This window comes from Sinomonas notoginsengisoli (assembly GCF_021554725.1).
GTDB lineage: Bacteria > Actinomycetota > Actinomycetes > Actinomycetales > Micrococcaceae > Sinomonas > Sinomonas notoginsengisoli.
In genome coordinates, this window is record NZ_JAIZDP010000007.1 from 115,418 (window position 1) to 129,151 (window position 13,734).

A 13,734-nucleotide genomic window follows, 5' to 3' on the forward strand; every position below is an offset into this window, starting at 1 on the left:
GCGCGTTCCTCACGGCCGCACCCGGTCAGGGGCACAGGGCCGGCTGCCCTGTGCGTAGCCGGGCTGATCGACTCTCCAAGAGTACTGAACAGTACCGCGATTAAACGAACACGGTGTCTGGAGGGACCCGGGCGGTCCAGCAGCGTTCACCGGCCAGACACCTTGTGACGTGGGTGTGACATACGCGAGGACGCCCCCTCCCGATGGGGAGAGGGCGTCCTCGACTGGGGGCTTTGGAGGCCGTTCGCTGCCTCCGCCAGATCTGCGCTGCGGTCAGCCGATGCGGATGGGAACGGGGCCGGAGCCGACGTAGGCGCTGAAGAGCGCCGTGGTGCCGCCATTCCATCCGCCGTGGACGGCCATGCCGTTGCCCACGTAGACAGCGATGTGGGCCATGCCCATGCCGCCGTTGGCGTAGTACAGCAGGTCGCCCGGCTGGGCCTCCGCCATGCTGACGGTGCGGCCGAGGGACAGGTAGCCTGCTGGCCACCCGTGGTAGTTGATGCCGACAGCCGCGAGCGAGTTGGTCGCGAGCATCGTGCAGTCCTGCGCGACGCCGAGCTGTGCATATGCGGCGGCGGCGATGGCAGCGCCCTTGCCCGACGAGGCGGCAGGCTTGGGGGCCGGAGCCGGGGCGGGCGCGGTGGCCGCGACCTGGACCTTGGGGGCCGGAGCGGGCTGGGCGGGAGCCCGTACGGCAGGAGCCGGAGCCGGGGCGGGGGCCGGAGCCGGGGCCTCGACCACCGGAGCGGGAGCGGGAGCCTCGACTACCGGGGCAGCGACCGACTCGACGGCCGGGCGCTCAAAGCTGAGATTCGCCGTGGCCTCGGCCGAAATCGGTGCCTGGACGGCACTCTCGACATCGAGCGCAACCGGAGCGGAGGCTTCCCGCTGGGTGGGGACGCCAGCATTGGCAGCGACGCTGCCGGTGAGCACAAGGCCACCAGCGGCGGCGACGACGGCGGCCTGACGGCCGACGCCACCGGCGTTCTCGGTGACGGCCTTCGCGATGACTGCCAGCGAGGAGGTGTTGGCCGCGCGGTGGCGGGCAATGCCTGCACGTGTGGTCATGGAGGGGGTTCTCTCTTTCGTGTTCTTCAGGCCGCAGGGGGTAGTGCGGCCTTCAGTGGGCAACACGGTCACGAGCAAGCCGCATCACCCGGGGTACGGATTGTTCTCAGCGGGCCATGGTGTAGAAAGCCGACGAGCCAGTAGCGCTCACCGCGTGGAGCAGGGTGCCCTGGGAGGGGTTCAGGGCACTGATCATCATCCCATTGCCGACGTAGATGCCGACGTGGGCGCCGCCGTTCTGGACCACCAGGTCACCCGGGGAGGGGGTGGCGGTCGGGGTCATGACGGACCACGCCTGGACGCGGGGAATGCTGATGCCGGCCTGCGCGTAGACCCACTGGGTGAAGCCCGAGCAGTCCCAGCCGGCAGGCGTGGTGCCGCCCCAGACGTACGGGTGGCCGATGCCGGTGTAGGCGATGCCAGCCAGGCTCGAGCCGGCTGCATTCACCGTCGCCGCGGCACGCGGTGCCGACGACTGGGTGGTGACAGCGGCCCGCTGGGCTGGCGCCGGCTGAGCGGCCGGCGCTGGCTGAGCGGCCGGCGCTGGCTGAGCGGCCGGCGCCGGCTGAGCGGCCGGAGCCTTCTCGACGACGGGCGCGGCAACCGTCTCGACGGAGGGGCGCTCGAAGGAGATCTGGACTTCATTGGACGCGACGACGCTCGGCGCAGAGGCGTTTGCCACGTCGGAGAGGGCGGAAGCCTCACGCTGGGTTTCCGCGGCCTGGGCGGGAAGCCCGGCGCTGATGATCAGACCGGACGCCGCCGCGATGACGGCCGCCTGGCGGCCGATCGTGCCTGCATTTCCGGACATTGCCTGCGCGACAGCCTCAAGCGGGCTCGTGCGGGCCGGAAGCGCGCGGTGGCGCGCAGTCAACGTTCGAGTCGACACAGAAATAGCCTCTCCCAATGCCTACGAGGTGAGCTGTCGGGTTCGGATGGAAAGTATCCGGCGCCCTGACGGATCAGGCCGCTTAACCCCAAGGCCCTCCGAAGAGGACCAAAAGTGGTTCCCCCGCCTCTGCCAGCGGTATGTGCGAACGGCTCCGGGAAGTGGCAGAGCTCGGCGAGCTTCCCGAATGTTCCAACTTGGTAGGAGCTGGAACAGGAATGACCCTACCCGAGACCAGACGAAAAGTCACATTCGGATCACGGCCAGAAAAACGGGCGTCACGAACAGGACACGGCGGCCGTGATCAGAGCCAGCCGGTCGGATCTACGACCTCGCCGTTCACCATGACTTCGAAGTGGAGATGGCAACCCGTCGAGGCCCCGCTGGTCCCGCTGAGGGCGATGAGAGAGCCTCGGTCGACCTTCTGCCCCACTGACACGGAGAACGATGCGAGATGGTTGTACGTCGTCTCTAGCCCGTTCCCGTGGTCGACCACGACGCGGTTGCCGCCGCCGTACGGATGCCAGCCGGCGAAGGTCACCGTGCCGCCCGCCGCTGCCTTGACCGCCGCGCCGCACTGGGCCACGAAGTCCTGCCCCCTGTGGAACTCGGCCACGCCCGTCAGGGGGCTCACCCGGGAGCCGAAGGGCGAGGAAGGATCGATGGAGTCCAACGGGGCACCAAGCGCATGGTGCGCCTCAGTCGGCGTGATCCTGCCTGCTGATTCCGACTCGAGCATGTGCCTGAGGCGGCCGTCGGGGTCCACCGTGCTGCCCACGGACGCGCGGGAGAAGGCCACAACAGCGTCCGTCGAGGCCGTCACCTCGGGCTGCTGCTGTGCGATTTCCATGGCGGGGGCAGTCTGGGGCGCCTGGCCTGCGGCCGTGGGGACAGTAACGGTGAGCACGAGCCCTGTGGCCGCGAGCGCTACGCCGGCCTTCTGCCCTACACCACCGGCCGCGGCCATCTCTGCCAGCTGGCGCATGGGGCCCGGGCGGGCGGCGGCCCGGCGGCCCCGCTGCCCGTCACTGCGCGAGCCTGCCCCTGTGGAGGTCGACGGCGTGGGGTGGTGGGCGGGCGGCACAGTGGCCCGCCGCCGCCCACGGGTGGCTAGCTGCGTCAAGCGATTCCCTCTCTGTCATCGCCTGCGAAGTTAGCTGTCGGGTTCGAGTCAGAGAGCCACAGACTCGGCCCAGCCGCGTCGGGCAAGGCAGGCGACGGCCTGAGGCTGGCGCGTGCGGGTTCTTCCGAAGCGTGCTGCGGGCTTCACCCCAAAGCGGCTCACGCCGCCACCGGTGGTTCCCCCGCCTCTGCCATCATCTGGATTCTGGTCCAGACCCGCTGGCAGAGCTCGGCGTGCAGGTCGGACGACGTCAAGACGTCTCGGCGTCGTTTCTAAGAATACGAGCGAAGTGCAGAATGTAACAATTCCGTGATCTTTAATGAGACTTAGCTCACAAGCTACTTGCGGGTAGGCATTAATCCAAGCGGTAGAGTTTTTGTCTCTTTCTGTGAACCTGTGTGAGGTCTCCGCGAGGTCGAGGTCCGCGGGCCGGGATCGCGAGGGGATGAGGGGCGAATCAGCCGACGGAGACGAAGACGTGGGCGGCGACCTCCGCGGGGAGCTCGAGAGCTCCGTCCACGCTCGCCACCCGAACGGAGATGTAGTCGCCCACCCGCTCGAGCGAGATCTCGGCGCCCGGATGGATGCCGCCCTCGTCGAGCTGGACGAGGAGCTCCGGATCCACCTGAATCGGCTCGGCGAGGCGGCACACCACCACGCGAGAGCCGGGAGCGTACTTCCCCATCGCCTCGACGAGCGTCACGACGCCGTCGGTGAACCCCTCGGACGCCTCGCCGCCCAGATCCTCGAGCCCTGGGATCGGATTGCCGTAGGGGGACTCGCTGGGCCGGCCGAGGAGCTCAAAGAGCCGGCGCTCCACCCTCTCGCTCATGACGTGTTCCCACCGGCAGGCTTCGTCGTGGACGTACGGCCAGTCCAGGCCGATCACGTCGGCCAGGAGACGCTCGGCGAGCCGGTGCTTTCGCATGACCTCGGTAGCGCGCTTGCGCCCCGCGTCCGTGAGCTCGAGGTGGCGATCGCCGGAGACAACCACGAGTCCGTCCCGCTCCATGCGCGCGACAGTCTGGGACACCGTAGGGCCGGAATGGCGCAACCGCTCGGCGATGCGCGCGCGCAGAGGAGTAATGCCCTCCTCCTCGAGCTCGAGGATGGTGCGCAGGTACATCTCGGTGGTATCGATGAGGTCGGACATGCGTGCTTCGAGCTCCTGGCGTGGTGGGCGGTGGGGGTCACTGCTCGATAGAGAGTCTAGCTTATTTTGATCTGCTCAGATTAGGCGCCGAGGGCGCTCAAGTGCGGATTCGCACGGTCCCGCGCGGGTGCGGCACACTTGATCCGGAGCGGGAGGGCTGAGCCCCCGCCCCAGACCGTATCCCAAGGAGGGCGCCCCCGTGAGCGAGACCAGCCAGCTTCAGATCCCCGCCGACCTCCTGCCGGCGGACGGCCGCTTCGGGGCAGGACCGTCCAAGGTCCGCAGAGAGCAGGTCGACGCGATCGCGGCCGCAGGCGCGAAGCTGCTCGGGACCTCCCACCGTCAGGCTCCCGTCAGGAACCTCGTCGGCAGCGTGCGCGAGGGCCTGAAGAGCTTCTTCAAGGCCCCCGAAGGCTACGAGGTCATCCTCGGCGTGGGCGGCTCGACGGCCTTCTGGGACGTCGCCTCGTTCGGCCTCGTCCGCTCGAAGGCCCAGCACCTCTCCTTCGGCGAGTTCGGCTCGAAGTTCGCCAAGGCCACGGACAAGGCGCCCTTCCTCGAGAGGTCTTCGATCATCGCCTCCGATCCCGGAACGCGCCCCGAGCCGAAGGCCGAAGCCGGCGTTGACGTATATGCCTGGCCCCAGAACGAGACCTCGACAGGCGTCGCCGCACCCGTGCAGCGCGTCGACGGCGCCGATGAGAACTCGCTCGTGGTCATCGACGCCACGAGTGCCGCAGGCGGCCTCCCGGTAGACGTCGCACAGAGCGACGTCTACTACTTCGCCCCCCAGAAGAACTTCGCCTCCGACGGCGGGCTGTGGCTCGCGCTGTTCTCCCCCGCCGCCCTCGAGCGCGCTGAGGAGATCAAGGCCACGGGCCGCTGGATCCCCGACTTTCTCGACCTCAAGACCGCGATCGACAACTCGAGGCTCAACCAGACGTACAACACCCCGAGCCTCACGACCCTCGTGAGCCTGGACGCGCAGGTCGAGTGGCTCAACTCCCACGGCGGCCTCGACTGGGCCACCGCCCGCACGGCGGACTCGGCGAGCCGGGTGTACGAGTGGGCCGAGGCCACCCAGTTCACGAGCCCGTTCGTGGCAAAGCCCGAGGAGCGTTCCAACGTCATCGCGACCGTCGACTTCGACGAGTCCGTCGACGCCGCACAGGTCGCTAAGATCCTGCGCGCAAACGGGATCGTGGACACCGAGCCCTACCGCAAGCTCGGCCGCAACCAGTTGCGCATCGCCACGTTCGTGGCCATCGACCCCGAGGACGTCAGCAAGCTGGTCCAGGCCATCGACTATGTGGTGGCCCAGCTCAAGGGCTGACACTCGCCGTTCCACCGATCCGGCAAAGCGGACGACGTCGGGCCCCCACCTCCGCGGGGGGGGCCCGACGTCCCGTTGGCTTGTCAGTGGTCGTCTGGTGCCGTCTCCGTCTCAGGAACCGGCATCGGGCTGCGCCGGCGTTTCGGACTGTCCCGGCGCTTCAGGCGCGGTGCCCTCAGAAGGCTCGCCCTCGCCGTCGTGCGGCGTGGGCTCCTCGGAAGCCGCAGGCTGCTCGGCGGCCCGCTCCTCGGGGCGGACTCGCTCCGACCAGGGCACCCACTCAGGGGCGAGGACGGCGTCGTCGGAGGGAACGAGTCCGATCTCGCTCACAGTGGCCACCTTCGAGCGCGTGATCCGGGCCATGGTGACGTACCACTGCCAGCCCCGATAGCCCGGCAGGAGCGAGGTGAACAGGTGGGTCACCACACGCTCGCCCTCGCTCTTGGCCGCCAAGTGTTCCCCGATGTCCTCGGGCCGGGCGATGTCGGCGAGGGCCGCCCTCGCCGTGTCCACGGCGGCAGCGGCCGCCAGGAAGGAGTCCGGCTTCCCAACACGCCAGACAGGCACGCCGGTCTTGCGCTTGGGGGCTGGTGCCGCGCCGGTCTGGGCGGGGACGGAGGCGTCAGTCATGGCTAAGCGTCGAGCTGGTCGGCGACACGGCGGAGGACGGCAGCGATCGAGGCACCCTTGTCGGGGTAGGTGCCCTTGGAGAGCTGGCCCGAAAGGTTGTCGAGGACGCTCACGAGGTCCTGCACGATCGGCGCGAGCTCACGGGCAGGCATGCGCTTGGCCCTGGCCACGGACGGAAGCTTGTCGAGGACCCGCACGGACAGCGCCTGCGGCCCACGGCGCCCGTCGGCGATGCCGTACTCGAGCCGAGTCCCCGTCTTCACCTCCGTCTCGGCGGGCACGGCGGAACCGGGCAGGAAGACCTCCTGCCCGTCGTCGCCGGCGATGAACCCGAAGCCCTTCGCCTTGTCGAAGAACTTGACCTTGCCTGTGGGCACTGCCCCAACCCCCATCCGTGAGGACTCGAAGGATCCGCTCGCGGCATGCGGGCCTCGTCCAGAGGACGGCCTGCACAGCTGTGACGAACGGGTTGCTGTACTGCATCTAGGTTACTGGCTCGCACCGCCAAAGTCGGCCCGGTGCCAGCACCTGCGCCCTCGCGCTGTTAGGTTGGAGCCATGGTGCCTTCCGTGCCTCATCAGGGGCCCCTTGACCCGACGGCGGGTGGCGAGCGCAGCGTTTCCCACACTGCCACGCCCACCTGGCGGCGCACAGTGACCGCTGCCGGCGTGATCCTCGCTGTGGTCTCGCTCGTGGCGTGGGCCGTCATCCTCGGCGCCGCGGCCGCCGGGGGCAGCGAGCCCACGTGGGTGGGCGCTCTGGCCCTGTACGGCCTCCCCGCCGCGTTCTTGCTCATGGGGGTCGCGATTGCGGGGGCCGTCATCGAACGGAGGCGCCGCTAGTGTCATCCATCCGCGCACTCGCCGAGGAGCTCTCGGCACGCGGCAATGATTCACTCCGCCGCCTCTTCCTGGCCCGGCCGGACCTCATCCTGCCCGGAGTGCCCGACTTCGCCGCCCTCGCCGCGCGGGCCTCTGCACGGGTCAGTCTGCAGCGCGCGCTGGAGGGACTGACCAAGCCCGAGATCCAGGTCCTCGAGGCGCTCGTCCTGACCACCAACGAGGACGAGGGCAGGAGCGGCAGTGCCGTCGAGCTGCGCCACGCCGTGGGCAACGCCACGCTCGGCACCCTCGAGACGATCCTCGCCAACCTCTCGCAGCTGGCCCTCGTGTACCGGGCGGATCCGCCGGACACGATTCACTCTGCCTCCGGGAGCCGCCGCCGCTACTACCAGCCGGTGACCCGTGTCCGGGAGGTTCTCGGCGCCTATCCGGCGGGCCTTGGTCGCTGCTACACCGAGCTGGCCACTGCATCCCCGGTGTTCGCTGAGCATGCCGCCCGGATCGTCAACGCGATCGGGACCCTGCAGCCGGACGGGCAGCACCAGCACGTTGAGCACCACATCGCGGCTGCCTACGCCCTCGAGCGCTGGGCTGCCCTGCCCGAAGCCCTCGATGGAGCCCCGCCGCGCACTGAGGAAGTCCTCGCCAAGTTCGCCAACTGGCCCGTCGGCGCCGTGCCTCGTGCGGCGTCCCGGATCAGGCCGGGCCACAGTACCGACAACCCTGTCGACTGGCTCCTGACGCACGGCATCCTCGTGCCGCTCGACGACGAGCATGTGGAGCTTGCCCGGCCCGCTGGCCTCGCCCTACGGGGCGGACGGATTGTCCCGGACCTTGCGATGGCTCCGCCTCCCGCGACGCTCGCAATGACCACCGCTGCACTGCGCCGCAACGCCGCCCTCGGCGCGATCGGTGACATTCTGCGCGCGGTGAGCGCCCTCGCGGTCGAGGCCTCCGAACGGCCGATCGAGACGCTTCGCGCCGGTGGGGTGGGCACTCGGGAGATGCGCCGCCTCGCGGTGGTGCTTCGAACCGATCTGGATCCGGCGGTGTTCGCCCTCGAACTTGCGGCCGCAGCCGGAGTCCTGAGCCTGGATCCGGACACCTCGACGTGGCGGGCCACCGGCGCAGAGGCCTGGCTGGCCCTCGCCCGTCCCGAGCAGTGGCTCGTGCTGGCTACCGCATGGCTTGACACGACCCGCGTGGCCTCCCTCGCCATGTCCCCAGAGGGCCGTGACCAGCTCGCCCCGCTGGCGGGCGAAGGCCAGCGCTCGGACGCGCCCGGCGTGCGGCGCAGGATCCTTGAGGTCGCGGCGCAGCTGGCCGACGAGGTTGCCCGGCCGGACGGACGGGTACCGGTTCCGGACCCGGACTCGATTCGGACGCGGATCGACTGGCTCCAGCCGCGGCTCGTCCGGCGCCTGCGTGGCCTCCTTGAGACCGTTCTGGCCGAGGCTGCGCTTTTGGGCTTCATGGGGTCCGGCTCCGTGACGGAGGTGGGCGCAGCAGTGCTCCGCGACGACTTCGACGCCGCTCGCGACAGCCTGGCGGGGCTGCTCCCGGCCGGCCTCGACAAGGTCCTCCTGCAGGCCGACCTGACGGCCGTGGCACCGGGCTACCTCGATCCCCTGCTCGCCCGCCGGCTGGGCCTCCTGGCAGACCCCGAGGGCCGCGGCCCTGCCACGATCTACCGCTTCTCGGAGGCGAGCCTGCGCCGTGCCTTCGATGCAGGCGAGGACGCGGCGTCGGTCCATGCCTTCCTCACCGCGCACTCCTCGACGCCCGTGCCCCAGCCGCTCGCCTACCTCGTCGACGACACGGCGGCACGGCACGGCCGCATCAAGGTGGGCCGCGCGGGAAGCTTCATCGCGAGCGACGACGAGGCCGCGCTGGCGGGCGTCCTCACGGATCCGGCAGCGCGCCAGCTCGGCCTCACCCAGATCGCACCGACCGTCATCGTGAGCAACGCCTCACCCCAGGAAGTCGCCAACGTGCTCCGCGAACTGGGCCACTCGCCCGCCGTCGACACGACCCTCGACCCCGTGGTCCGGCTCCGCCACGCCGGCGTCAGTCCCCTGCGCGTTCCCGCCCCGCGCCCGGCTGTCCCCGACCCCGAGTCGATCGAGACCCAGCTCGCGATCCTGCGGACCCAGTCACCCGTAGGCCCGAATGGTGACGAGGCCTCCCCGGCGATCGGCATCGAGACCCTGCAGAAGGCCATCCGGCTCAAGCGGGCGGTACGCTTGAACATTGTCGACGCGCTCGGCAACTCGAGCGTCGAGGAGCTGCGGCCGGTGTCCATCTCGGCCGGACGCGTGCGCGTCTTCGACCCGGAGCGCGAGACGGAGCGGGTGCTCTCTGTGCACCGGATCATCGACGTCGAGCTGGCCTGATCCTCGAAGGGGCTGGCGTCGGCCGGCCTGAGGAGGAGGCGCCAGCGTGAGTGACGGACCACTCATCGTCCAGAGTGACAAGACGATCCTGCTCGAAGTCGACCACCCCGACTCCACCGACGCACGCCACTCCATCGCCGCTTTCGCCGAGCTCGAGCGGGCGCCCGAGCACGTGCACACATACCGGATCACGCCGCTGGGGCTGTGGAACGCCAGGGCCGCCGGCCTCGACGCCGAGCAGGTCCTCAACACGCTCCTGACGTACTCGCGCTTCCCGGTCCCGCACGCGCTCCTGATCGACATCGAGGAGACCATGTCCCGCTATGGGCGGCTCCGGCTCGAGAAGGACCCCGTGCACGGGCTCGTGCTGCGGTCCGAGGACTTCCCGGTGCTCGAGGAGGTCCATAGGGCCAGGAAGATCGCCCCCATGCTCGGCCCGCGCATCGATGCGCAGACCACCGTTGTCCACTCCTCCCAGCGCGGAGCGCTGAAGCAGGCACTGCTCAAAATCGGCTGGCCCGCCGAGGACCGGGCTGGCTATGTTGACGGCACGCCGCACCCGATCGCCCTCACCGAGACCGTAGCGGCTCCCGCCGCGGAAGGCGGGACGCACGACGTCGGCACCTCGCCGGCGTCGTCCGCCTCACCGGCGGCGGCACGCGGCGGATGGGCGCTCCGGCCGTACCAGCGCGTCGCGGCGGAGAACTTCTGGGCGGGCGGCAGCGGCGTCGTCGTGCTCCCGTGCGGTGCGGGGAAGACCCTCGTGGGGGCGGCAGCGATGGCCCAGTCGTCCACCACCACGCTCATCCTCGTCACCAACACGGTCTCGGCAAGGCAGTGGCGCAGCGAGCTGCTCAAGCGGACCACGCTGACCGAGGACGAGATCGGCGAGTACTCGGGCGCAGTGAAGGAGGTCCGGCCGGTCACCATCGCGACCTACCAGGTCCTCACCGCCAAACGCGGCGGCCTGTACCCGCACCTCGAGCTGCTGGATGCAAACGACTGGGGCCTCATCATCTATGACGAGGTGCACCTGCTCCCGGCGCCGATCTTCCGCATGACCGCGGACCTCCAGGCGAGGCGGCGGCTCGGGCTCACGGCGACACTCGTGCGCGAGGACGGCCGCGAGGGAGAGGTGTTCTCACTCATCGGGCCCAAGCGGTACGACGCTCCGTGGAAGGACATCGAGGCGCAGGGGTACATCGCGCCCGCGGACTGCGTAGAAGTGCGCGTGGACCTTCCCCGCGACGAACGGATGGCGTATGCCATGGCCGACGAGGCGGACAAGTACCGGCTGTGCGCGGCGAGTGAGACGAAGACCGGCGTGGTTGAGACGCTTGTGGCCCGGCACGCGGACGAGCAGCTCCTGGTGATCGGCCAGTTCCTCGACCAGCTCGGAGAGATCGGCGAGCGCATCGGCGCGCCCGTCATCACCGGCGCCACGAGCGTCAAGGAGAGGCAGCGGCTCTTCGACGCATTCCGCGCGGGCGAGGAGAAGCGGCTCGTCGTGTCCAAGGTGGCGAACTTCTCGATCGACCTGCCCGAGGCATCGGTGGCCATCCAGGTCTCGGGCTCGTTCGGGTCCCGTCAGGAGGAGGCCCAGCGGCTCGGCCGGCTCCTGCGGCCCAAGGCAGACGGCCGGGCAGCCCGCTTCTATGCGCTCGTAGCCCGGGACACGCTCGATCAGGACTTCGCTGCGAAGCGGCAGCGGTTCTTGGCCGAACAGGGATACGCCTATCGGATCCTCGATGCCGGGGACATTCCGGGTTCCTGAGCGGTTTCCTGTGTGACGCGAATTGTCGCGATATGGGTCGCATTTCCTGGCTAGATCGCTCGTACAATGGGCACGGCAGGCCCGCTGGGGGCGGTGGACCTGCGGCGCTGGGGGCAGCGCATCCCGTCCGCACTACGGGTCCACGGGGCGTGTGTCTGACGCCCGCTGAGGCTGCTGGGGGCCGCTCGCGCGCAATGCCGCGCGGGCATTGGTATTCGTTCTCTTGGAAGAGAACTCCCAAATGAAACTCATCCATCGCACCCGATGGGGTGCGCTACTCGGCGTGGGCGTGCTCGTCTTCGCCACGGCCGGACCGATTAGCGCGGCCACGCTCCCGGGAACCAATTTTGATGCAGGCAACGGCTCACTCGCTGCGACGTCCCCTGAAGTCGATTGGACGACGCCTGCCTTCGGCGTCAGCTGTTCGGACAGCACATTCAAGTCCTTCTGTCGCGATGACCTTGCGGCCGGGAAGAACGACAATGCGTTCGGCAACGGCACGAAGGAAGACGACTTCACACCGTCGGTAGTCAGCGGAGCGATTCCGCCCAACAAGAGCGATCTCACGCGCTTCTTCGCCAAAGTCAAGACCGAGACCAATCCGACGACGGGCAAGTCAGCTGACTTTGCGTACCTCGCGTGGGAGCGGCAGAACAACCCGTCCGGCACCACAAACATGGACTTCGAGCTCAACCAGAGCAAGCTGGTCGATGCCAACGGAATCCCGGTCCGGACAAACGGCGATATCCTCATGGACTTCCATCTGGCCAACGGCGGAACGAGCCCGACCATCATCTGGTACCCATGGAACGCGACTTCTGGCACATGCCAATCAGCCGCGGCGCCACCCTGCTGGGGGATTGGCACTCAAATTGCAAACTCCAGCGGACAGATCGACAACTTCCAGGCGTCTGTCAACACAAAAACTGGCCAAGCCAGCGACCCGTTTGTTGGCACCGTACTCACCACGGCGCCGGGCGTACTCGACCCGTTCACGTTCGGTGAGACAGCCGTAAATCTCGAGGGAGCCGGCATCATCAAGGCGGACTCGTGCGTGACGCTCAACAACGCCTATGTCAAGAGCCGGTCCTCGGACTCGTTCACTTCTGAGGTCAAGGATTTTATCCTGCCGATCAACCTTGGCTTCCAGAAGTGCGGCTCGATCACCATCGCGAAGAAGTCCATTGGTGATGTGGGCACCTTCAACTACACCACTGCCTCGACGGCCACGACCATCCCCGGTTCGTTCAGCCTTACCACGACCGCGACCACTAACCCGGCAAGCGTCGCCATCACGCCGGTCGGCAGCACGGATACGAAGGCACTTCGTGCGGGGACGTACACATTCACTGAGGAGACTACATCTGGCTTTGATCCAACGGGCCTGAAGTGCAACGCGCTCAAAACTGACGGCTCACCCGGCACCTCGACGGCGCAGCTGACAGGAAACACGGCCGCGGCGGTCACTCTCGTGGCGGGCGAGAATGTCACCTGCACTTTCGAGAACACGGCGCATGGTGCGATCAAGGTTGAGAAGACGACAGTCGGTGGAGTAGGTACGTTCAACTACACCGACATCCTCAACGGGACCGCTGGTACGCCGTTCTCGATCACGACGACAGCGGCAGGAACGCCAACCTCGAACTCAAACTCGACGTTCGCCAGCATCCAGCCCGGCACCTACTCCTTCACAGAGGGGTCAACCACAGGGTTCGACCTCACGGGCCTGTCATGCACCAATGGCACAACTACCAAGACATTCACCACCTCGACCGCGAATGTCTCAGTGGCACCAGGCGACAACTGGACGTGTACATTCACCAACACGCATCGCGGCACGATCACCGTGCACAAGGAGGACGACGCGACGCCGCCTGCCGCCCTAGCCGGGGCAATCTTCACGCTCCTCGACTCGACGGGCAACGCGCTGCCAGCCAGCACAGCCGATAGCCTCACCTGCACGACCGACGCGAGCGGCAACTGCTCGTTCACGAACGTGTTGCCCGGCACCTACACGGTGCGTGAGACCACGACTCCGACCGGATACACCACCGCGCCCGACCAGACCGGGGTCGTCGTTGGGGCTGGTGCGACAGTACCGCTCAGCTTCACCGATCCGCGCGAGTTCACGGTCATCGTCCTAGTCTGCAAGAACGCCGATCACTCGCTGTACAGCAGCAGCGTTAGCCTCGATCGTTCGGCGCCCGTCCAGTCGCTTGGCTCGGCGCCAGTCGGTGGGCCGGACGCGGCGACGTTGTGCGGCCTCGGCGGAGCTACATTCAGCCCCGAAGGCACAGGCAGCCACTTGGCAGGTGTCAACATCCCGCAGTGACCCACTGCCCGCTTGAGCGGGCCTGAACCACCGGCACCGCCGGCATCCATCGGGAGCCCTGTCCGCCCAGGACGGGGCCCCCTCTTTGGCGTCTCCATCCATCAATTGGATAAATGTTTACAGCGTGCCGGACGCGGTCTACGCTGGAGGTGCTGGGAAGCACCTCCAGTCCTCGCTGGGCGCTCTGACCGGGG

General features: G+C 68.3%; 11 protein-coding genes and 2 riboswitches. Of the genes, 5 read left to right on the top strand and 6 right to left on the bottom strand.

Annotation, left to right across the window (positions count from 1 at the left end):
• Positions 1-273: 273 nt before the first annotated feature.
• From LF262_RS12550 to LF262_RS12565, 4 genes are all read right to left on the bottom strand, one after another.
• On the bottom strand, positions 274-1,071 hold the full coding sequence (locus LF262_RS12550; protein ID WP_235780735.1) for an NlpC/P60 family protein: 798 nt from the start codon (positions 1,069-1,071) through the stop codon (positions 274-276).
• A 106-nt stretch (positions 1,072-1,177) separates the two neighbouring features.
• On the bottom strand, positions 1,178-1,945 hold the full coding sequence (locus tag LF262_RS12555) for a C40 family peptidase (RefSeq protein WP_235780736.1): 768 nt from the start codon (positions 1,943-1,945) through the stop codon (positions 1,178-1,180).
• Positions 1,946-1,964: 19 nt separating this feature from the next.
• Positions 1,965-2,124, bottom strand: a riboswitch (cyclic di-AMP (ydaO/yuaA leader).
• Positions 2,125-2,264: 140 nt separating this feature from the next.
• Positions 2,265-3,083, bottom strand: a complete 819-nt coding sequence (locus LF262_RS12560) for a M23 family metallopeptidase (protein WP_235780737.1) — start codon at positions 3,081-3,083, stop codon at positions 2,265-2,267.
• A 3-nt stretch (positions 3,084-3,086) separates the two neighbouring features.
• A riboswitch (cyclic di-AMP (ydaO/yuaA leader) is annotated at positions 3,087-3,303 on the bottom strand.
• A 237-nt stretch (positions 3,304-3,540) separates the two neighbouring features.
• Positions 3,541-4,236, bottom strand: coding sequence for an iron-dependent transcriptional repressor DtxR (locus LF262_RS12565; protein WP_235780738.1), 696 nt, complete (start codon positions 4,234-4,236; stop codon positions 3,541-3,543).
• A gap of 199 nt (positions 4,237-4,435) precedes the next feature.
• On the opposite strand from LF262_RS12565, the gene serC reads away from it, so the two are divergent.
• On the top strand, positions 4,436-5,569 hold the full coding sequence (serC, locus tag LF262_RS12570) for a phosphoserine transaminase (RefSeq protein WP_235780739.1): 1,134 nt from the start codon (positions 4,436-4,438) through the stop codon (positions 5,567-5,569).
• 111 nt (positions 5,570-5,680) lie between these two features.
• On the opposite strand, the gene LF262_RS12575 is transcribed toward serC, so the two are convergent.
• The gene (locus LF262_RS12575; RefSeq protein WP_235780740.1) at positions 5,681-6,199 is read right to left on the bottom strand and encodes a DUF3027 domain-containing protein; all 519 of its coding nucleotides are present in this window, start codon (positions 6,197-6,199) and stop codon (positions 5,681-5,683) included.
• Between the two features lie 2 nt (positions 6,200-6,201).
• Entirely contained in the window at positions 6,202-6,576 is a 375-nt protein-coding gene (locus tag LF262_RS12580; RefSeq protein WP_235780795.1) for a cold-shock protein, read from the bottom strand.
• Between the two features lie 180 nt (positions 6,577-6,756).
• Here LF262_RS12580 and LF262_RS12585 point away from each other — a divergent pair, with 180 nt between their 5' ends.
• The 4 genes from LF262_RS12585 to LF262_RS12600 all read left to right on the top strand — a co-directional run bounded on the left by LF262_RS12585 (position 6,757) and on the right by LF262_RS12600 (position 13,540).
• Positions 6,757-7,041: a hypothetical protein gene (locus LF262_RS12585; protein WP_235780741.1), complete on the top strand. Its 285-nt coding sequence runs from the start codon at positions 6,757-6,759 to the stop codon at positions 7,039-7,041.
• Entirely contained in the window at positions 7,041-9,434 is a 2,394-nt protein-coding gene (locus LF262_RS12590) for a helicase-associated domain-containing protein (protein ID WP_235780742.1), read from the top strand. Before LF262_RS12585 ends, LF262_RS12590 begins: the two co-directional genes overlap by 1 nt.
• A gap of 46 nt (positions 9,435-9,480) precedes the next feature.
• A complete protein-coding gene (locus LF262_RS12595) occupies positions 9,481-11,208 on the top strand; it encodes a DNA repair helicase XPB (RefSeq protein WP_235780743.1) in 1,728 nt (575 codons plus the stop codon).
• Positions 11,209-11,431: 223 nt separating this feature from the next.
• Positions 11,432-13,540, top strand: a complete 2,109-nt coding sequence (locus LF262_RS12600) for an MSCRAMM family protein (protein ID WP_235780744.1) — start codon at positions 11,432-11,434, stop codon at positions 13,538-13,540.
• The last annotated feature ends 194 nt before the right edge of the window (positions 13,541-13,734 follow it).